Below are 21,543 nucleotides of genomic sequence, written 5' to 3'. Positions count from 1 at the left end.
TTCTGAGACACAGGAGAACCAGTGCTCGAGTCCACCACTTTCGATCAGCTTCGTATCGGCCTGGCCACTGCTGACGACATCCGTCGTTGGTCGTTCGGCGAGGTCAAGAAGCCCGAGACCATCAACTACCGCACCCTCAAGCCCGAGAAGGACGGTCTGTTCGGCGAGCAGATCTTCGGCCCCTCGCGCGACTGGGAGTGCGCCTGCGGCAAGTACAAGCGTGTGCGCTTCAAGGGCATCGTCTGCGAGCGCTGCGGCGTCGAGGTCACTAAGAGCTCGGTCCGCCGTGAGCGCATGGGCCACATCGAGCTCGCCGCCCCCGTTACCCACATCTGGTACTTCAAGGGCGTTCCCTCGCGCCTCGGATACCTGCTCGACATGGCGCCGAAGGACCTCGAGAAGGTCATCTACTTCGCCGCGTACATGGTGATCTCGGTCGACGAGGATGCCCGTCACCGCGACATGCCGACCCACGAGGCGAACCTGCGCCTGGAGATCAAGAACCTCGGCGACCGCCGCGACGCCCGCGTGGCGGCGCGTCTGGCCAAGCTGGAGGAGGAGCTCGCGGCCCTCGAGGCCGAGGGTGCCAAGGCCGACCAGAAGAAGAAGGTCAAGGACGCCGCCGAGAAGGAGATGGCCTCCATCCGCAAGAACGCGGACGACCAGGTCGCCAAGCTCGAGCGCATGTGGGACGAGTTCCGCGGCCTCGAGGTCGGCCAGCTCAAGCAGGAAGACGACGTCTTCCACGAGCTGCAGGACCGCTTCGGCCAGTACTTCGAGGCCTACATGGGTGCGGAGTCCATCCAGCGCCGCCTGCAGGCGTTCGATCTGGCCGCCGAGTCGGAGTCGCTGCACCTGCAGATCTCCGAGGGCAAGGGCCAGCGCAAGATCCGTGCGATCAAGCGCCTCAAGGTCGTCAACTCGTTCCTGCAGACCGGCATGAGCCCGGCATCCATGGTTCTGGACGTCGTCCCGGTGATCCCGCCGGAGCTGCGCCCGATGGTTCAGCTCGACGGTGGCCGCTTCGCCACCAGCGACCTGAACGACCTGTACCGCCGCGTGATCAACCGCAACAACCGCCTTCGTCGTCTGATCGACCTCGGCGCCCCCGAGATCATCGTCAACAACGAGAAGCGGATGCTGCAGGAGGCCGTCGACGCCCTGTTCGACAACGGCCGCCGCGGCCGGCCCGTCACCGGTACCGGCAACCGTGCCCTGAAGTCGCTGTCCGACATGCTCAAGGGCAAGCAGGGCCGTTTCCGTCAGAACCTGCTCGGCAAGCGCGTGGACTACTCGGGCCGTTCGGTCATCATCGTCGGCCCGCAGCTCAAGCTCCACCAGTGTGGTCTGCCCAAGCAGATGGCCCTCGAGCTGTTCAAGCCGTTCGTGATCAAGCGCCTGATCGACCTCGGTCACTCGCAGAACATCAAGGCCGCCAAGCGCGCCGTCGAGCGCACCCGTCCCGAGGTCTGGGACGTGCTCGAGGAGATCATCCGCGAGCGTCCCGTGCTGCTCAACCGTGCGCCCACGCTGCACCGCCTCGGCATCCAGGCCTTCGAGCCTCAGCTCGTGGAAGGCAAGGCCATCCAGCTGCACCCGCTCGTGTGTGCCGCGTTCAACGCGGACTTCGACGGTGACCAGATGGCCGTGCACCTGCCGCTGTCGGTCGAGGCTCAGGCCGAGGCCCGCGTGCTGATGCTCGCCTCGAACAACATCCTCAAGCCCTCCGACGGCCGTCCGGTCACCCTGCCTTCGCAGGACATGATCATCGGCCTGCACCACCTGACCACGGTCATCGAGGGTGCCAAGGGCGAGGGTCGCGTGTTCGGTTCGGTCGGCGAGGCCATCCTGGCCAAGGACGAGGGCACCCTCGACCTGCAGGCCAAGGTCCGCATCCGCATCCCGGGTCTCACCTTCCTCGAGGGCGAAGCCCCCGAGGGCTACGAGCGCCACGGCCTCGTGGACGCCTCGCTCGGCCAGGCGATCTTCAACGACACGCTCCCCAAGGGCTACCCGTTCGTTCGCGAGCAGGCCGACAAGGGCAAGCTGTCGCAGATCGTCAACAAGCTGGCCGAGGAGTACCCCAAGGTCGAGGTCGCGGCGTCGCTGGACCGCATCAAGGATGCCGGCTTCTACTGGGCCACGCGCTCGGGTGTCACGGTCGCGCTCAGCGACATCCTGACCCCGCCGAACAAGGGCGAGATCATCGCCAAGTACGAGAAGCAGGCGCAGAAGGTCCAGGGCCAGTTCGAGAAGGGTCTCGTCACCGACGCCGAGCGTCGTCAGGAGCAGATCAAGATCTGGACCGAGGCGACCGACGAGGTGCAGGCGGCGATGAAGGCCAACTTCCCGGCCGACAACACCATCAACCGCATGGTGAGCTCGGGTGCCCGTGGTAACTGGCTGCAGATCCGTAACATCGCCGGTATCCGAGGCCTGGTCAACAACACCAAGGGTGAGATCATGCCCCGCCCGATCATCTCCTCGTACCGCGAGGGGCTGTCGGTCGCGGAGTACTTCACCGCGACGCACGGTGCCCGTAAGGGTCTGGCCGACACGGCCCTGCGTACCGCTGACTCGGGTTACCTGACGCGTCGTCTCGTCGATGTCTCGCAGGACGTCATCATCCGTGAGGACGACTGCGGCACTTCCAAGGGCCTCGAGTTCACGATCGCCGCTGCGGGTGCCGACGGCGCCCTGGTGCGCGACGCCAACGTCGAGAACTCGGTGTTCGCCCGTACGCTCGCGGCCGAGGTGGTCGCGCCGTCCGGTGAGATCGTCGCCGAGGCCGGAGACGACGTGGGCGACGTGCTCATCGACAAGCTCGTGGCCGCGGGTGTCGAGACCATCAAGGTGCGCTCCGTGCTCACCTGTGACTCGGCCGTCGGTGTCTGCGCGAAGTGCTACGGCCGTTCGCTCGCGACCGGCAAGCTCGTCGACATCGGTGAGGCCGTGGGCATCATCGCGGCCCAGTCGATCGGTGAGCCCGGCACGCAGCTGACGATGCGTACCTTCCACACCGGTGGTTCCGCGTCGGCCGACGACATCACGCAGGGTCTGCCTCGCGTGCAGGAGCTGTTCGAGGCACGTACCCCCAAGGGCGCGTCCCCGATCGCCGAGGCCGACGGCGTCATCAAGATCGACGAGACCGACAAGGCCAAGAAGGTCATCCTGACGCCCGACAACGGCGACGAGCCGCACGTCTACCCGGTCCTGAAGCGCGCGACGCTGCTGGTCGAGGACGGCCAGCGCGTCACGGTCGGCCAGCCGATCCTGGTGGGCACGCTCGACCCCAAGGAGGTCATGCGCGTCATGGGCGCCCGCGAGGTGCAGAAGTACCTCGTCAACGGCGTGCAGGGCGTCTACCGCTCGCAGGGTGTGCCGATCCACGACAAGCACATCGAGGTCATCGTGCGCCAGATGCTGCGGAAGGTCACCGTGGTCGACCACGCCGACACGACGCTGCTTCCGGGTGAGCTGGTCGACTTCAAGCGCTACCAGCAGATCAACCGCGAGGCCGTGGCCGAGGGTAAGCGCCCGGCATCGGGTCGTCCGGAGCTGATGGGTATCACGAAGGCGTCGCTCGCGACGGAGTCGTGGCTGTCGGCGGCATCGTTCCAGGAGACCACCCGCGTCCTGACGCAGGCGGCCATGGAGGGCAAGAGCGACCCGCTCGTCGGCCTCAAGGAGAACGTCATCATCGGAAAGCTCATCCCCGCCGGCACCGGCCTTGCGAAGTACCGCAACGTCGTGGTCGAGGCGACGGAGGAGGCCAAGAGCGAGCGGTACCCCAACCGCATCTTCGCCTCGGACGGCGCCTACAGCGACGCCGACCTGAGCTATGTCGACTTCGACAGCTTCTCGACGGACGACTTCACGCCCGGCACCTACAACTGATCGAGGCGAGAGGGCCCCGGGGACAGCCGTCCCCGGGGCCCTTTCCCATCCCCGCGAGCCGCTACGTTCCGCGCGAGCCGCCATGATCTGGCGCGCCGGAACGTGGCGGCTCGGCGAGATCTTGGCGGCTCGCGGAAGGGCGCGGGGGGTGTGCGGGGGCGCGGCGATAGCCTGGGCGCATGGCTCGGGTCGGAGGAAGAAACGCGGCGTTCGCGTGGGTCGTCGGCCTCGCCTGCGCGGCGACCGTCGGCGTGCTGGCGTTCCTCGCGATTCCCATGATCCCGGCATCCGTGTCCTGGCTCGCAGAGGCGGCCGGGCGCCCGTCCACGTCGACTCCGGCCGCGGAGGCGACCGGGAAGGTCGCATCCGTCGATGGCGCGCCTACCCGCTGCGCCGACCTCTACGACGAGGCGCTCGATGCCGCGTTGACCTTCGCTCCCGGGGCTGCCGGGCTGACGACATCCTCGGACGCCCCGACGACCACCGCGTCGCAGCTGGTCGACGCCCTCCGACCGCAGGTCGTCTTCACGTGCGCGTGGCGTGCCGACGCCGGAACCGTCACCACGACGCTCGCGACCGTTCCGGCGGATGCCGGGCCCATCGCCGCCGCTGCGCTGCCGTCGGCGGGGTTCACCTGCTCATCGCAGGCTGAGCGCACGCGGTGCACGCGGACCGAGGGCGAGCTGACGGAGACGATCGAGGCAGGTGGCGGGCGATGGCTGTCCACCAGCGAGACGGGCTGGCACCCGTCGGATTACGTCACCCGCATCGCGAAGCGTGTGTGGGGCTGAGCGCCGACCGCTATCGCGTCGCGGACGGTGAGGGAGTCGGGGCCGGCGTCCGGGGCACCGATCCGGCGGGCGGCCAGAGCGCGTCGATGATGGCGTCGGTGTAGCCGGCGGGGGCCAGGTTCGAATACTGCGTGTCGATGACGACGCCGTCACGGTAGAAGAGCGTGCGTCCTTCCTGGACGGGAAGAGTCGCGGACGGCCAGGTCTTCTCGCAGCGGATGCCGCCGTGCGGCTCGTAACACGTGTACCCGTCGTTGCCGAGGGCGTAGAGCGCGTCGCGCGCCGGCTGGTCGGGTGCATACCCGATGAGGGTCACCAGGCGGGTGCCGACCGCGCCGGGCTCCCCCCAGACGCACACGCGCGTGCTGTCACTGCGGATGCCGCCGCCCATCCCCTCCGCGTTCAGGGGCACGCCGTCGAGCTCCTGCAGGACGCTCGCGGTGAGGATGTCCCGGCATCCCTGGGGCAGGTTCGACGGCAGCGGCGTCGTCGAGGTGGCCGGGCCCATCGGGAACGGGGCGAGTGTCATCGCCGGCGTCGGCGCGGCAGGCGACGCCGGGGCGGACGCGCTCGTCCCGACGGTGTCGGGAGTGCCGGCGCAGGCGGTCAGCGCGAGAGCCGCGAACAGCGTGATCCCGAGGGTGGCGAGTCGGCGTGACGTCATGGCCTCACGATAAGCGGCTCGGGCAGCGCCGGGGTAAAGACACGTCGGCATGGCTCCGCGTCGGCGCCCTGCCCCGGCGTTACGCTCGCTGTGCGGCGGCACACGTCCCGCGTGAGGAGCACACGCCATGAGCGACCCCAAGTACGGCGAACCGATCGAGGAGCCCACCCCGGTCGAGACCACGTCGGTCGATGAGGCCGTCGCGAGTGCCCATGCGGGGCTCGCCGACGCCGAGGCCGCCTCGCGCCAGGCCGCCGTCGACGCCCCCGCGACCGCGGATGCCGAGTCCGGCGACACGGTCCACGCGCCGTCGTCGGACGCCGTGGAGCATGAGCCCCAGGCCGTGGTCGCCGAGCCCACGCCCGCGGAGTCGATGCCCGCCGCCCACACCGAGCCGGTCTACGGATCCTCCTTCGCCGACGATCCGGTCGATGAGACCTACGTGCCGGGTGCCTACTCGTCCTCGACCGAGACCTCCGTCGTTGCGGAGCCGGTCGTCCCCGTCGTGCCCGTCGTGACGCCCGCACCGCAGCCGATCTTCGTCCAGGCTCCCGAGCCGCCGCGTCAGCGCGGCAACCGCGGCGCTGCGGGCGTGATCGGCCTGCTGGCGGCGGTGGCCTTCGGCATCCTGTACCTCGGCGCCGCCCTCGGTCTGCAGGCCATCCGGGGCGAGGTGACGGGAGCCAATGTGGGCACCGCCGCGCTCGCTGCGGTGCAGTCGTGGTGGCTGTGGGTGCCGGTCGTCGTCTTCTTCATCGGCTTCTGGCTGCTCGGCGCCGTCATCAATCGTGGACGCTGGGGTCACTGGGTCGTCTTCGGCCTGCTCGTCGGCGTCGTCGCCTACGTGGGGCACCTCCTCGGCCAGCTGTTCCAGGCACCGTTCTGGTCGCTCACCGCGCGGCAGGGAGCCGACCTCGTTCAGGGGCAGCTACTCGCCCCGCTCGCGATCGTGGCCTTCGTGCTCGGACGTGAGCTGACGATCTGGTTCGGCGCGTGGGTCGCCGCGCGGGGCAAGCGTGTCACCGAGCTCAACGACGAGGCACAGCGCGAGTACGAGCGCACGCTCGAGGCGGGCCCGCGGCTGCACCAGAGCTGATGACCGATCCGCGCGAACGCGGTGGCGCAGGCGGGCTCACCCCGCCGGTGGCCACCGCGTTCGCCGTCGTGGGGTTCTTCGCCCTGCTGATCGGCGGGTTCGGGATGCTCAGCCTGTTCACGGGCGCGGAGGTGCTGCCGGTCTCCGGGCTGGGGCAGCTGCCCGGCATCGTCGGGGGCGCGTTCGCCGTCGGCGCCTTCGCCCTGTCGACCTGGTTCGCCGTCCGCCCCGAGCGCAGGCGATACGGCAGCGCGGCGATCGTGACGGTGGCGACGGTGCTCGCCTACCTGGTCGGCGTGCTGGCCGGCGGTGTGCTCTCGGGAGTGGACGGCGCGCGCATCGTGGCCGCTGTGGGCGCATTCGCGACCTCGTGGTTCGCCGTCGTGCTGGCCGCCGCCGCGCTGGTGGGTGGATGGGGGGCGATCGCGCTCGTGCGCACCTCCGCCGAACGGCCTCGGTGGCCGTGGGAGCGCGACGACGACTGAGTCGTGGCCGGAAATCCCCCGCGATCGGCGTGGATGCCGCAACAATGGAGCCGTGGAGCGGTCGATCGAGACCCAGGTCAGCCAGGCGGTGGACGCCTGGCTGCGCTGGCTGCCGCGCTGGGAGCCTGCCACCCACCGCGGGCGCGTCGCGCCGTGCCGCCGCTGCTTCGGCTCGCCGGTGCTGTCGGCCGCGGGGCTGGGAGCGGATGTTCCGCACGGCGTGCAGCACGGGCTCTCCACCCGCATCAAGACGATCGTCGATCACGCCGTCGCGGAGTACACGTCGCGCAACCTCCCGATGCTGCAGGCCGAACTCGACCAGCAGGCCGCCCGCAACCGGGCGCGCAGCTACCGCCCCGCGGAAGGGCTCGACCCCGAGTTCGAAGGACTTCCCCTCGATCCGGATCCGGTCCCGGGAGCACCGTTCCTCTTCACGATCGGCGGGCTCGCGGAGCAGGAGGACGCCGACATCCCGGCCCTGCCGCCGCTCAGCGACGATGCGAAGGCGGCCCTCCGTCAAGAGGTCGGACTGGCCGATGACTACGCGAACATGGTGGGTCGCGAGGTCTGCGCCGTGCTGCTGCACCATCGCCTGCGTATCCAGGCCGCTATCGCGCAGTACGTCGAGCCGCAGATCGCCGCCATGCTCGAGGAGCTCACGCGTTCGCTGGATGCACCGTTCGAGCCGAACGCCGACCCCGGCCTGCCCGAGCTCTGATCGGTGCCGGCTCGACGCGGTGCGGAGCGGGCGCCGCGGTGTGTCGAGGTGGCTTTGTTAGCATGGCCGGGTTCCCGAGGTCGTCGGGGATGGGGTCGCGAGATGACTGAGGGGTGCCATGACGCGCAGGCTCCCGTCTGCGCCGCCGCAGCTGCCGGGGCTCGACTACGTGCGTCCGCTGGGATCCGGCGGCTTCGCCGACGTCTTTCTCTATCAACAGGACATGCCGCGGCGTGCGGTCGCGGTGAAGGTGCTGCCGGCGGGCGAGCGTGACCCCGATCTGCTGCGCATGTTCAACGCCGAGGCCGACGTTCTGGCGCATCTGTCGGCGCATCCGGCGATCGTCACGGTCTATCAGGCGGGAATCTCCGCCGACGGACGCCCGTATATCGTGATGGAGTACTGCCCCGGCTCGCTCGCGCAGCGCTATCGCATCGAACGGATGCCGGTGGACGAGGTGATGGCCGTCGCGGTGCGTCTGGCCGGGGCACTCGAGTCCGCGCACCGCGCGGGGCTGATCCACCGCGACATCAAGCCGAGCAACATCCTCGTGACCAGCTTCGGGTCGGCGGTGCTGGCCGACTTCGGCATCTCCGCGTCGTTGCAGCGCAGCGCGGCATCCGACGTCCTCGCGATGTCGATCCCGTGGAGCGCTCCGGAAGTCGTCGCCGAGCACAGCGGCGGCACGATCGCGAGCGAGGTGTGGAGCCTGGGCGCGACCGTGTACTCGCTGCTGGCCGGTCACAGCCCGTTCGAGAGGCGCGAGAAGGATCAGAACACTCGCGAGCTGATGCGTCGCCGCATCGCGCGGGCGACGTTCGTGCCGATCGCCCGTCCGGATGTGCCCGACGCGCTGCAGCAGGTCCTCGCGACGGCCATGACCCGGGACCCCGACCGCCGATACGCCTCGGCGCGGGAGTTCGGCGAGGCCGTCCGCGAGGTCCAGCGTGCGGCGGGGATCGCGCCCACCCCGCTGGAGGTGCCGACGGAGGAGTGGATGCCGGCATCCGACGCGATCGATTTCACCGACGTGTCGGCGCGCGGCCCCGCGCGCAGCCGCGTGGCGGAGGGTCGCCGGCGATCGATGCCGGAGGCCACGGCGCGTCGAACGCCCAGCGCGGACGAGGACGCGACCGGACTGAGCGCCTCCTCCCCGCGCGCACTGTGGTCGCCCCGGGTGATCGCCCTCTCGATCGTCGGCGCACTGGTGGCGGCCGGCGGACTGCTCGCCGCGGGAGCAGCGCTGTGGACGGTGATCCGCTGATGAAGCGGGGCAGCGTCGTCGGTCTCGCCGCCGCGGGTGCGGCGTTGGCGCTCATCACCGGGGTCAGTGTGGTCTGGCCGGGCCTGGATGCTCAGCGCACCCCGCCGCAGCAGACCACGGCGTGGGTGCTGCAGGCCGACACCCTGCGCTACGCCCGCGTGAACACGGCCATCGGAGAGATCGACACGGTGCGGGCGGTCAGCAACCCGAGCCGCATCGTGACCTCCGCCGACGGCGCGTACATGTTCACCGACAACGATGCCAAGGTCGAGCGCATCGACGACGCCGCACCGGTCGATCTCGACGCCGAGGGGCTCCGCTCGGCGACGCCCGCGCCGGCCGGCACGGCCGACATCGACGCCTCCGGCGACGTGGTGGCCTACCGCACCGACGCGGGGGCGGTGTTCGCGGGACGGCTGTCGGCCGGACCCGCCGCGCCGATCGAGGTCCCGGCATCCGCCGCCGTCGCCTCGTCCTCGTCGGGAGTGGTCTTCAGCTACTCGGCAGCGGCCGGCACTGTCTCGCGGATCGACCTCGCCTCGGGAAGGGTTGCCGCCACCGACACCGTCGCGGCCACCGTGGAGCGCCCCGTCCTCACCGCGGCCGGCGACGATTGGGTGCTCCTGGATACCGCCGGCAGCGGCGCGGGACGGTTCTGGACGAGCCGCGGGCAGGGCGCTGTGTCGCTGACCGGCGCCGTCGCGGTCAGTCGCGCCGCAGTCGACGGCGATGCCGTATACGTCGCCGATGACACCGGGCTGGTCCGCATTGCGGTCTCCGGCGTCGCGGGCGAGCGCATCTTCGGCGACAGCACGACCTCGCGCGGCACCCCCGCCCGTCCGGTCAGTCGCGGCGGCGTCGTCAGCGCCGCATGGCTCGCGGAGGGCACGCGCGGCGGCACCCTGTGGACCTCCACGGGCGGGGATGTGCCTCTGGACTACGGCGGGCAGGGACTGGGCTCTCAGCGGCGTCCCGTCTTCGTGGATGCCGGCGACGGCGTGATCCTCAACGACGCGCGCTCGGGGTGGGTCTGGTCGGTTCCGGATGGGCGGCTGCTGCCCTCCAGCCAGAATTGGAACATCGAGGACGAGGTGCAGACCGCGCCGAAGACCTCGGATCAGAAGCCGCCCCCCATCATCGACCCGCGCCCGCCGGTCGCCGAGAACGATGTGTTCGGCGTGCGTCCGGGTGCGCTCGTGAGTCTTCCGGTGTTGTTGAACGACCACGATCCCAACGATGACGTTCTCGCCGTCGACCCGGCTTCGGTCGCCGGTCTCGACCCCGCGTTCGGAACCGTGACCACCACCGATGACCGCCAGCGCCTCGCGGTGCGCGTCGCCCCCGGAGCGACCGGGTCCGCGACCTTCACCTACGCGGTGACCGACGGCACCACGGTGAACGGTCTCGTGTCGCCGCCGGCGACGGTGACGCTGCGCGTGGCCGCCGAGGACGAGAACTCCGCGCCGGTGTGGTGCGGCGTCGAGGGATGCCGCCAGGACTGGCCGAGCCCCGAGGTCGCTCCGGGCGGCACGGTGACCGTTCCGGTGCTCGGGGACTGGGTGGATCCTCAAGGCGACCCCGTTCTGCTGCTGTCGGCGAGCGACGACTCCGGTCTCGGCGAGGTCGCGACCACACCGGAGGGCGACGTCGTGTTCCAGCACCGCGACGCCGGAGTGGACGGCGAGCAGACCGAGTCGATCACCGTGACGGTCGCCGACGTCCGCGGCGCGACGGCGACCCGGCAGCTCGTCGTGCGCATCCGGGGCGACGCGCAGCCGGCCCTGCAGTCGTTCGCCGTCGTCGATGTCGCCGGTTCGCGGGTGTCGGTCGATGTCGCGCCGCACGTCACGGGCACCGCCGGCGACCTCACGCTCACCGCGGCGCGCGTGCTCGACGACGCGGCCGCCACGGCGACGGTCGTCGGCGGTTCCACCACGTTCGATGTCGTCGCGGCATCGCCCGGCGCCTACCGTGTGGCCGTCACGGTGTCTTCGGGAGGGCACGAGGCCACCGGCACGGTCCGGCTCACCCTGCTCGACCCGGCGGGTCCCGCCGATCTGTCGACCTCGCCGGTCGTCGCCTTCGTGCGTCCGCAGGCCGATGCCACCGTCGACGTCCTCGCCGCGGTCACCAACCCCACCCGACGTGTGCTCCTGCTCAGCGATCTCGTCATCCGACCGGTCACCGGCGCGTCCCTGTCGGCGGATGTCGTGGCCCAGAGCCAGCTGCGCGTATCCGGCTCGACGGCATCCGGAGAGTCGGGTCTGCTGGGGACCGTCTCGTACCGTGTCGGCGACGGGACGACCGACGAGGGGTCGGCCGTCACGGGCGAGGCGACGGTGTACCTGCTGCCGCCCGCCTCCGAGCAGGCGCCGATCGCCGTCGACGATCGTGCCATCGTCCGCGCCGGCGCACAGATCGACATCCCGGTGCTGGACAACGACGTCGCCGCGGTGGGCACGCGCCCCCGTCTGGACCCCGAGTCGATCGTCGCGTCGCGTCCCGACGTGCTCGCCTTCGCCGCCGGCGATGTGCTGCGGGTGCTGGCGCCCGCATCGCCCGGTGACCTCACGATCTCCTATCGGGCGTTCACGACCGGCGCGCCGGCGCTCGGCGACACCGCGACGGTCCACCTGAGCGTGGTCGGCGACGGAGCGAACCGCGACCCCCAGCCCCGGGCGCTTTCGGGCCGGGTGCTCAGCGGACTGTCCACGGTCATCGCGTTCGACGGGTTCGGGATGGATCCGGACGGCGACGTCGTGCGCCTGGACCGCATCGTCGATCAGCCCGCACACGGCTCGGCCGTGATCTCCGCCGACGGTGCCTCCATCGTCTACTCGAGCGACGCCGGCAGCTCGGGGCAGGACACGTTCACCTATCGGGTCGTGGACCCCTCCGGCGCCTCCGGTGTCGGAACCGTCCGTGTCGGGGTGCTGAGCGGCGATGCCAGCCCCGCTCCGATCACCTACACCGACTACGTGCAGGTGCAAGCCGGTGACGGCAACGTCCTGCGTGTGCATCCCCTCGCCAACGACATCGATCCCATGCAGGGCACGCTGACACTGCAACGGGTGCGCCCGGACGTTCCTCAGTTCGCGCTGGACGGGTCGCCGACGGCGGAGTTCACCCGTCTGCAGCAGCGACTCGTCGCGCAGAGCGACGACACGGTCACGATCGAGGCGGGGCCGACGCCCGGGACGATGTCGTTCCTCTACGACGTGGTCTCCTCTGCCGGCAACACCGCCCGGGGCCTCATCGTCGTGCGGGTGGTCGCCCAACGCGTCGCCGACTTCCCGGTCGTCTCCGACACCGTGCTCGATGCCGATGGGCGCGCCGACCTCGCGAGGGGTATCGATGTCCTGGCCGGCAAGGTGCTGTGGTCGGGCGGTGACGCGGGCGAGCTGTCGGTCGGGCTGTGGGGCACGGCGGACGGCATCACCGTCGAGGGGACGCGCCTGGTGGGCACCGTCGATGATCGTGCCCACCTGATCCCCTTCTCGGTGACCGGACAGACGCCCGCCGGGCCGGTGACGACCTACGCGTTCCTGAGGATCCCGGCTGCTGCCGATACGCCGCTGGCGCTGCGCGCCGGCGCGCCGCCGCTGACGGTCGGCGAGAACGCGCAGGCCGACGTCGATCTCGCCTCACTGGTCACCGTGCCGCGCGGTCGCACCCTGGAACTGTCGGGCGAGACCCGCGCCTCGGGCGCGCGGCCCGGTGCATCCTGCACGGCCGTCGGCGCCACCACCCTGCGCTACACGGCCGGAGCGGACGCGCCGTGGACGGACACCTGCCGCGTCCTCGTGCGCCTCACCGGGCAGCCGTCGTGGACGGTCCTGTCGATCCCGGTCGTCGTGACCCCGATCGCCCCGCAGCCACGGCTGTCTCCGGCCGCGCTGGAGGTCGCGCCGGGCGACACCCAGGTCTTCGACCTCGGCGCGATGACCACGTGGCAGGGGCGCCCCGAGGCGATCGTCTACCGGGTCGAGGGGAACCCGGCATCCTTCGACCTGGCCCTGCAGGGCGCGCAGCTGAGCATCCGCGGTCGTGATGCGGCCGCGCCCGGAACGATCGAGAGCGTCGTGGTCCAGGTGACATCCCACCCGGGTGTCGCACCGGCGCGGATCTCCCTGCGGGTGGGCGCCGCCCCGTCCACGCTGCCGCAGGGGGGTTCCGTGCAGCAGCAGTGCAGCCAGGCGTCGGGCACCTCGTGCACGATCGATGTCGTCGGCGCAGCCGGTGAGGTCAACCCGTTGCCGAGCACACCGCTGCAGGTGGTCTCCGTCGCCGCGGCGGGTGTCTGCACCGGCGTGAGCTTCGCGGTGGTCTCGCCCAGCCGCATCTCCGCGACGTGGACCTCGGATGCGCCCGGTGCGACATGTGCGGCGAGTTTCACCGTCCGCGACGCCCAGGGACGCCAGAGCGCGAGTGCCCGAGACGGACGGATCCTGCTCGACCTGCAGGGCTACCCGAAAGCCCCGGCGAGCGTGGCGCAGTCCGCCTACGCGGACGGCTCGCTCACCCTCCGGGTCGATCCGGGGCCCGCGCAGGCCGCCTACCCCGCGCTCACCGGGTTCGAGGTCCGCCAGGCCGGCCAGCGCGTGGCCGTGTGCACGCCGCAGGGCATCTGCCCGCCGATCAGCGCCCCGAACGGAGAGCAGCGCTCGTACGAGGCCGTCGCGGTGAACGCGGTGGGCTCCTCGCTCACCGCCGTGCGCACGACCGCCTGGGCGTACGATCCGCCGTCCGCTCCCACGGGCGCGACCGCGGCTCCCGTCGTCGCCGGTGCCGACGGCGGCGTGGCGTCGCTGGTGATCTCCGGGGTGGATGCCGCGAACACCGGATCCTTGCAGATCACCAGCCCGGTCGGCGAGACGCAGACGATCGCCGTCGGCGCCACGCAGACCGACATCACGGTGCCCGCGTTCCGGGTGGGCGCCAACACGGCGACCGAGGTGACGATCACGCCGCTGTCGCGGTACACGGCTCCGCCGGGTCTTCCCGGTCCCGCCATCGGCTCCACGACGGTGTCGGCGCATGGCATCGGTGCGCCGACGCAGGGCGCGCTGACCCTCACGGCCGTCAACGTCGGCGGAGGCCGGGTCGACATCACGGCGGTGGGCACGGCGGCGCCGGGCGGCGACGACGCCCGGGTGCGCTACGGCATCGTGCGCCTGGACGGTCCCGTCGGTCAGGACGGCGCGCCCGTCTCGGCCGACAGCTGCCGCACCAGCGACGACGGCGGACAGCGGGTCTTCCGGGGCCTGCCGGACGGGCGCCTGTACACCTTCGCCCTCTGCGCGGAGTCGTGGTTCGATTCACGCTCCTTCGGTCGGGCCACCGTGACCAACACGGTGCGCGCGACGCAGAGCGGTGCTGCGCCCACCGGCTACACCTTCGTGGTCGGTCCCACCGCGCACGTCGCCGGCGACGGCACCCCGTCGGGTCGCGCCACGTGGACCATCGATCAGACGCCGACGTCGCCCGAAACTCCGCCGAACGACAACAACGTGGTCTTCCGGGGACTGCCGAGCAGCGTGTTCGACAACGACCCCCAGATCCAGGTGCGCTACGAGCACAAGGACGGATGGTGGCAGTCGGCGTGGGGCGACGTGACCCCCGCTGCCGGCAGCGCGCCCTATCAGGTGCAGGCCTCGTGGTCGCTCGGCACGTGCACCGGCGGCACGACGCTCTCCCGCACCGCCAGCTCGAGTGGCTCGGATGCCGCGGTCACGTTCGATCCCGCGGCCATCCGCTATTACGACAAGAACGACACGCTGCTGGCTCCCGGCACGGATCCGTGGACGGTGCCCGCGAACGCCGCACGCGTGGCCGGCATCCGCGTTGTCGTCGACTGGTCCGGGCAGGGCTGGAGCCTCGCCCCCGCGAGCGCGGAGCTCGCCACACGCTGTACGCCCGCCGCCGCGCCGAACCCGGCCGGCTGACCCGACGGAGTCCTCATGACGATCACCACCGAGCAGGCGAGCTGGTTCGCCCAGACCTTTGCGCAACTGGCCGACAACGTCGAGCGCGCCGTGCTCGGCAAGCGTCATGTCGTCGAGCTCATCCTGACCGCCATGCTCAGTGAAGGCCACGTGCTCATCGAGGACGTGCCGGGCACGGGCAAGACCTCCCTCGCCCGCGCCGTGGCCCAATCGGTGCAGGGGACGACGACCCGCATCCAGTTCACCCCCGACCTGCTTCCGGGTGACATCACCGGAATCACCGTCTACGACCAGAAGACCGGTGCGTTCGAGTTCCACGCCGGCCCCATCTTCGCCAACATCGTCCTCGCCGACGAGATCAACCGCGCAAGCCCCAAGACGCAGGCGGCGCTGCTGGAGGTGATGGAGGAGGGGAGCGTGACCATCGACGGCGTCACGCGCGCCGTCGGTGCCCCCTTCCTCGTGCTCGCTACGCAGAACCCTGTCGAGCAGGCCGGCACCTACCGGCTGCCGGAGGCCCAGCTCGACCGCTTCCTGCTGCGCACGGCGCTCGGCTACCCCGATCACGCGGCGACGGTCCGCATCCTCGACCGCGCCGCGGTCGCGACCGCGGACCTGTCGCCCGTGCTCACCCCGGGGGCGCTGGTCGGGATGAGTGAACTGGCCGCGGACGTCTACGTGGACGCGCTCGTGCTCGACTACATCGCGCGGCTCGTCGACGCGACGCGGGCAGCCGACGAGGTCCGCCTGGGCGTCAGCATCCGCGGGGCCCTCGCCCTGACGCGGGCCGCGCGCACGAGCGCCGCCGCGCACGGGCGCACGTACGTCACTCCCGACGACGTCAAGCGGCTCGCCGTCCCGGTGCTCGCTCACCGGCTGATCCTGCACGCGGAGGCCGAGTTCGACGGCGTCGCCCCCGAGGCCGTCATCGGTCAGGTCCTTCTCGACGTGGCGCCGCCCACCCGCCGGGACAGCGCGTGAGCAGCGGCGAGAGTCGGTCGTCCGTGACCGACACCCGGCTCACGCGGACCTCGGCAACCAGCCTCACCGGCGAGCGGACGGAGGTCACGGCGCGCCGCGGCCGTCGCCTGGTGGGAGCGGCCGTCCGCGCCTCGCGGGTGTGGGCGAGCGGGCGCGCGGCCGTCCGCGCCGCCACCGCGTGGTGCCGCGCGACGATCAGGCCCGCCGGGGCCCTGGCGGTGCTGACGGCGACCGCAGGCCTCTCGGCCGGGCTCGCGTTCGGATGGGTCGAGGCCCTCGTCGCCGGCGCGGCCGCGGCGGCGTTGCTCGCCATGGCCCTGCCGTTCCTCCTCGGTGCCCGCACGTACGAGGTGCGCCTCGTGCTCGACCGGGAGCGCGTCGTCGCGGGGGTGGCGGCGCGGGCGACCGTCGTCGTGCGCAACATCGGGCGCGCCACGGCATTGCCCGGCCGCATCGACATCCCGATCGGGCCCGGACTGGTCGAGTTCGGCGTTCCGCTCCTCGCCGCCGACGGGGTTTCCCGGCACGCGGTGGACCTGCCGCCGCAGCGTCGCGGCATCGTGCGCATCGGTCCGGCGACCACGATCCGCTCCGATCCGCTGGGGCTGCTGCGCCGCGAGCATGCTTTCGACGACGTACAGGAGCTGTTCGTCCACCCGCGCACCGTCGCCGTGCCGTCCACCAGCGCCGGACTCATCCGCGACCTCGACGGCAGTGCGACGCGGCGCCTCGTCGATGCGGACATGTCCTTCCACGCGATCCGCGAGTACGCGCCCGGTGATGCCCGCCGCCAGATCCATTGGAAGTCAACGGCGAAGACGGGCCGGCTCATGGTCCGGCAGTACGAGGAGTCGCGCCGCTCGCGGATGGCGGTCGTGCTGGGACTGTCGAGCGCGGAGTACGCATCCGACGACGAGTTCGAACTCGCCGTCAGCGCGGCATCCTCCCTGGCCCTGCGCGCCGTGCACGACGCGCGCGACCTCGACATCGTCGTCGGTGCCGAGATCCCGCGCGTCGTCCGGGGGCGCCTGCGCGCCATCCGCCACATCGCCGCGGGCGCCCCGCGCGCCGTGCTCGACGGCTTCAGCGGCGTCGATCGCCTCGTCGAGACGATGCCGTTCCCGGAGGTGTGCCGGCTGACCGCCGAGGCCAACGAACGGCTCTCGGTCGCTGTCCTCGTCGCCGGCTCGGGCGTTCCTCTCGCGGCTCTGCGCCTGGCGACGCTGGCCTTTCCGGTGGATGCCGCGGTCATCGCCGTCCGCTGCGACGAGCGCGCCCACCCGCGCGCACAGACGGTCGGTCCGCTCACCGTCGTGACCATCGGTGCGCTCGAGGACCTCGCCGGACTGCTCCTGCGCGGAGCGCGCTCGTGAGGGTCGTGGCCGGCGCGCTCTACGCGCTCGCCGCCGTGGTGTTGGCCGCCGTCGCGGCGTGGCCCATCTACCGGTCCGGATCGTTCCTGCTGCTGGTGGCCGCGGCATCCGTGCTCGCCGCGGCCATCGCGGCCCTCGTCGCCTGGCGACGGTGGAGCGGATGGGCCGCGGCCGGACTGCTCGCCGGCGCCGTCCTCGTGGCGGGAGTGCCCCTGGCCGTCCCCTCCCGTGCGGGGGCGCCGGCACCGTTCCTCCAAGGACTGGGCGATCTCGTCACGGGACTGCTGTGGGGCTGGAAGGACCTGCTCACCGTCGACCTGCCGGTCGGGTCGTATCGCAACCTGCTGGTGCCCGCGCTCGTGGTGTTCCTGGTCGGTACGGCCAGCGTCCTGCTGCTGAGCTGGCGCAGGGACGCGCTCGCCGTGCTCGCCGTGCCCGTCGCGATCGCGATGGCCGGCTTCGGGCTGCTGTTCGGCAGCACCGAGGTCAGCGCCCCCCTGGTCGTGGGCCCCCTCGTCCTTCCCGCCCCGGTCGAGACGGCCGTGGGAGCGGGGGTGCTGCTGACCGGCGTGCTGTGGTTGTCGTGGCGCAGCCGCGCCGCGCGCGTGCAGGCCCTTCGACGAGGGTCGGGCGCGGCTCGCGTGCGAGTGGCCGGCGACGCCGCGCGGGGAGCGGGCCCGCGACTGCGCCGGCTCGGGCTCGGGTTCGGCATGGTCGCCGTCGCCGCGGCCGTCGCCGTCTCGGTGCCGGCGGTGGCGGTGCCTGCGCAGCGCGATGTGCTGCGCGAGGCGACGGGGCCCCGGCAGGAGATCTCCCGCGCGATCAGCCCGTTGAGCTCGTATCGGACGCTGTTCGCCGACGCGCGCGTCGACGAAGAACTGTTCCGGGTCACCGGCGACGCTCTCCCCGACCGGGTGCGACTGGCTGTTCTGGACGATTACGACGGCGCGGTCTGGCGCACCGACCCGGCCGGCGAGCCGTTCGTGCGGCTCGCCGCGGCACGCGTCCTCGGTGAGGGGGCTCCCATCGACGCCGAGGTGACGATCGGCGCGCTGGACGGCATCTGGATGCCGACGGCCGGAGCCGTGGCATCCGTCGACTTCGCCGGGCCGCGCGCCGCCGCACTGGCCGACGGCTTCTACGTGAGCGGCGCACGGGAGGCGGCAGTCGAGACGGCCCCCTGGAGCGCCGGTGACACCTACCGTCTCCGCGCTGCCGCGCCGGCGATGAGCGCCCTGTCTTCGGTCACTGCTCCCGGGGGGCAGGCGGGAGTGTCGGTGACCGCCGCCGACGGCAGCGAACTCGTGGCACCGGCGAGCCTGCGCACCTGGGTGCAGCAGCATGCCGTCGGCACGGGCGGGGCGGCTCTGGACGGCCTGGTCACGCTGCTGCGCTCCCGCGGCTACCTGAGCCACGCGCTGCGCCCGCCCGCTGTCGGCGCCGCCTGGATGCAGCGGCTCGGGGCGGGCTACACCTTCGCACCGAGCGCGTCGGGACACTCGCTGGCGCGCATCGACGCCATGTTCACGGCGCTGCTGGCCCGCGAGGCCGACCCCGCCGCCGTCGCCGCGGACGACCTCGTGGCCGCCGTCGGCGACGACGAGCAGTTCTCGGCCGCCGTCGCCCTCATCGCCCGTGAGCTGGGCTTTCCGGCGCGGGTGGTCGTCGGCACGCGCCTCACGTCGAGCGACCCGGATGCCGCGACCTGCGCCGGCGGGGTGTGTCGCGCCGGCGACGTCTCGGCGTGGGTGGAGGTGCGCGCCGCGTCGGGGGACTGGATCCCGGTCGACGTCACCCCTCAGCACGTGCGCCCGCCGCGCACCGAGCGCACCGAGCAGCCCGACCCCCAGATCGCCACCTCGGTGCGCCCCGACGGGGTCGACGAGGTGCAGCCCCAGCGTCCCGCGCAGGAGGACAGTGCCGCGCCGACCGACCGCTCCGACCCTCTCGACCTGCGCTGGCTGTGGACGACGCTGGGCATCACGGGCGGTGTCCTGGCGGTTCTGCTCGTGCTCGCCGGTCCGTTCGCGGCGATCGTGATCGCCAAGGCGCTGCGTCGGCGCCGGCGGCGACGCCAGGACCGTCCCGCCGACGCGATCGCCGGGGGGTGGGACGAGTACCTCGATGTCGCGGTCGACGCCGGTCGCCGCCCGCCACCGGCCGCCACGCGTTCCGAGATCGCACAGGCGCTCGGACGTCCGGCGGCGGGCGCGCTGGCGCGCACCGCCGACGAAGCGGTGTTCTCCGCCCGCCCGATGGCCCCCGACGAGGCCGATGAGTTCTGGCGGATCGTCGAGGACGAGCGTGCTGCGCTCGCGACGAGCAGGTGGCGCCGGCTGCGTGCAGCCGTATCGTTGAGATCGTTCGTCCCGCGATCGTTCCGGTCACACTTCGAGAGGGGGAGCCGCGCGGCCTCGCGCCCGCGGCGCACCGCATGAACGCACCCATCGGCGACTCCGTCGGCGCTCTGCTGGGCCTCGTCGCCCTCGCGGCGGGCCTCGCCCTGTACGTCTGGACCGCCCTGGCCCTGGCCGCGATGTTCCGCAAGATGGGCGAGGCCCCCTACAAGGGGTGGGTGCCCGTCCTCAACGTCGCCACCGTGCTCGGGTGGGGAGGGTTCAGTCCGTGGCTCATCCTGATCGGGCTGTTTCCGGTGCTCGGGCCGATCGCGCTGTGGGTGCTGGTGATCATCTCGGCTCACCGGATCAATCCGGGCTTCGGATACGGCGGTGGCATGACCGTCCTCGCGGCGGTGCTGTTCGTCGTCTGGGCGAGCATCCTCGGTTTCGGACCCTCGCGGTGGCTCGGCGCGCGCGCGAGCGGCGCGGCGGCGGCCTCGCGAGAGCAGCCCCGCGCGAGCCTCGGGGGAGTGTTCGCCGACCTGGCGCCGACCCCGCAGGAGGCCGCGGTCGTGTCTGAGCTGCCTCCGGGGCCGGCGCCCCTGGCGGCAGCGCCCGACGCGGCCGTGCCCGCGGGGCGCTCCGAGGGGGCGCGCGAGGACGACGACGACCTGGCACGGCTCTTCGCGCCCCCGGAGGCCGCCGCCGCGCCGGCGTGGACACCGCCGGAGACGACGGTGCCGCCCTCGCCCGCGTCGCCCGCAGCCGCACCGCCCGCAGCGCCGCCCTCCGCAGACGCGGTCCCCACCGCGCGCGCCGCGGGAGCCGTCGACGCCGATGCGCTCGATGATCCCGCCGCGTCGCCGTCGCCGTCGCCGTCCGCCGTGGTCCGCCCGCCGGCGCCCGTGTCGGCATCCGCCGCCGTCCGCGCCGGAGAAGCCGTCGACGACGACGCGGCCTGGCCGTCGGAGATCGACGACGTCTCGGCGATCGCGCCGTCCCCGTTCCCGCCCAGCTCGGGCGCCGGCTGGCGCCACGCCATGCCGCCGGTCACCGACGATGCGCCCATCGACTTCGTCCCGGGCCGGCGCAGCACCGCGCTGCCGTCGCCGCACGACGCCGCCGAGGCGACGGGGGCCGAGGCACCCGCGCCGCGGGTGTCCGCCGCCGCAGCGGCGGCGCGCGCCTCGCATGGCCCCTCGGCCGACACGGCCTCGGACATCCCTGTCTCCGCGGCGCCCGGGTCCGCGCCCGCCCCCGCAGCGGACCCCGCCCCCGCGCGCGAGGTCACGCCCGACGCGGCGGAGCCGCCGCTGCGCCGCGCGCGACCGTGGCCGGCGTTCGCGGTCGCTCCGAACGAGCCCGACGGCTTCCCGGAGCTGTCGGGCGAGGTGTCGGCGGTCATCGGCTCTCCGGCTGCGGGATCGCCGCGTTCGGCCGCGGGCGCGGTCGCCGCCCAGCACCTCCGCGGCGAGAGCGCCGACGACGACATCGACCAGACGGTCATCACGCGGCGGGTCCGCGCGGCGGTGTGGCAGCTCGTCCCGGCATCCGGTGCGCCGGTCGCGATCACGGCAGACGTCGTCATCCTCGGGCGCCGCCCGGCCGCCGACGCGGCCTTCCCGAAGGCCCAGCTCATCGCCGTTGCCGGTGAGGCACTCACCGTGTCCAAGACCCACGCCCGTCTCGAACGGCACGACGAGGTCTGGACGATCACCGATCTGGCCTCGACGAACGGGGTGCTCGTCCGCACCTTCATGGGCGAGGAGGTCGAGGTGGAGCCGGGCTCGAAGATCGACGCGGGGGAGCGGTTCTTCCTCGGCGACGAGGAGTTCCACCTCGCGCGCATCGAACGCTGAGACGAGCGTCGCGAGAGCAGAGCGCGACTCACCGGGCGCGTTTGCCCGAGTTCGTCATACGGCGTAGTATTGACCGGGTGTGCGTATACGCGCGCCGTCCGCCGTGCCACGGCATCCGGACGGGGTTCGGC

At 72.2% G+C, this 21,543-nt stretch carries 12 protein-coding genes; 11 read left to right on the top strand and 1 reads right to left on the bottom strand.

The genetic code is table 11. The features are described from left to right. Window positions 1-21 precede the first annotated feature (21 nt). Both rpoC and HMPREF1529_RS02670 read left to right on the top strand, forming a co-directional pair. On the top strand, window positions 22-3,897 hold the full coding sequence (rpoC, locus tag HMPREF1529_RS02675; RefSeq protein WP_005050541.1) for a DNA-directed RNA polymerase subunit beta': 3,876 nt from the start codon (window positions 22-24) through the stop codon (window positions 3,895-3,897). Between the two features lie 179 nt (window positions 3,898-4,076). After that, window positions 4,077-4,688, top strand: a complete 612-nt coding sequence (locus HMPREF1529_RS02670; protein WP_016463585.1) for a hypothetical protein — start codon at window positions 4,077-4,079, stop codon at window positions 4,686-4,688. A 10-nt stretch (window positions 4,689-4,698) separates the two neighbouring features. On the opposite strand, the gene HMPREF1529_RS02665 is transcribed toward HMPREF1529_RS02670, so the two are convergent. Next, window positions 4,699-5,352 (bottom strand): hypothetical protein, encoded by a 654-nt coding sequence (locus HMPREF1529_RS02665; RefSeq protein WP_016463584.1) that lies wholly within the window; start codon window positions 5,350-5,352, stop codon window positions 4,699-4,701. Between the two features lie 127 nt (window positions 5,353-5,479). Here HMPREF1529_RS02665 and HMPREF1529_RS02660 point away from each other — a divergent pair, with 127 nt between their 5' ends. From HMPREF1529_RS02660 to HMPREF1529_RS02620, 9 genes are all read left to right on the top strand, one after another. Continuing rightward, window positions 5,480-6,448, top strand: a complete 969-nt coding sequence (locus HMPREF1529_RS02660) for a hypothetical protein (RefSeq protein WP_016463583.1) — start codon at window positions 5,480-5,482, stop codon at window positions 6,446-6,448. Then, window positions 6,448-6,933, top strand: coding sequence for a hypothetical protein (locus tag HMPREF1529_RS02655; RefSeq protein WP_016463582.1), 486 nt, complete (start codon window positions 6,448-6,450; stop codon window positions 6,931-6,933). Before HMPREF1529_RS02660 ends, HMPREF1529_RS02655 begins: the two co-directional genes overlap by 1 nt. 52 nt (window positions 6,934-6,985) lie before the next feature. Then, complete coding sequence (locus HMPREF1529_RS02650; RefSeq protein ID WP_005050534.1) at window positions 6,986-7,651, top strand: hypothetical protein; 666 nt, start codon at window positions 6,986-6,988, stop codon at window positions 7,649-7,651. 118 nt (window positions 7,652-7,769) lie between these two features. Then, on the top strand, window positions 7,770-8,915 hold the full coding sequence (locus tag HMPREF1529_RS02645) for a serine/threonine-protein kinase (protein ID WP_016463581.1): 1,146 nt from the start codon (window positions 7,770-7,772) through the stop codon (window positions 8,913-8,915). Further along, a complete protein-coding gene (locus tag HMPREF1529_RS02640) occupies window positions 8,915-14,860 on the top strand; it encodes an Ig-like domain-containing protein (protein ID WP_016463580.1) in 5,946 nt (1,981 codons plus the stop codon). The genes HMPREF1529_RS02645 and HMPREF1529_RS02640 overlap by 1 nt, the downstream gene beginning before the upstream one ends. Window positions 14,861-14,875: 15 nt before the next feature. Beyond that, complete coding sequence (locus HMPREF1529_RS02635) at window positions 14,876-15,841, top strand: AAA family ATPase (RefSeq protein ID WP_005050530.1); 966 nt, start codon at window positions 14,876-14,878, stop codon at window positions 15,839-15,841. A 23-nt stretch (window positions 15,842-15,864) separates the two neighbouring features. Beyond that, the gene (locus tag HMPREF1529_RS02630; protein WP_016463579.1) at window positions 15,865-17,214 is read left to right on the top strand and encodes a DUF58 domain-containing protein; all 1,350 of its coding nucleotides are present in this window, start codon (window positions 15,865-15,867) and stop codon (window positions 17,212-17,214) included. Continuing rightward, on the top strand, window positions 17,211-19,652 hold the full coding sequence (locus HMPREF1529_RS02625; protein ID WP_016463578.1) for a transglutaminase domain-containing protein: 2,442 nt from the start codon (window positions 17,211-17,213) through the stop codon (window positions 19,650-19,652). Before HMPREF1529_RS02630 ends, HMPREF1529_RS02625 begins: the two co-directional genes overlap by 4 nt. After that, window positions 19,649-21,412: an FHA domain-containing protein gene (locus HMPREF1529_RS02620; RefSeq protein WP_016463577.1), complete on the top strand. Its 1,764-nt coding sequence runs from the start codon at window positions 19,649-19,651 to the stop codon at window positions 21,410-21,412. The genes HMPREF1529_RS02625 and HMPREF1529_RS02620 overlap by 4 nt, the downstream gene beginning before the upstream one ends. Window positions 21,413-21,543: the final 131 nt, after the last annotated feature.

This window comes from Microbacterium sp. oral taxon 186 str. F0373, assembly GCF_000411455.1.
In the GTDB taxonomy this organism is placed as follows: Bacteria; Actinomycetota; Actinomycetes; order Actinomycetales; family Microbacteriaceae; genus Microbacterium.
This window is presented reverse-complemented; position numbering and strand designations above follow the sequence as displayed.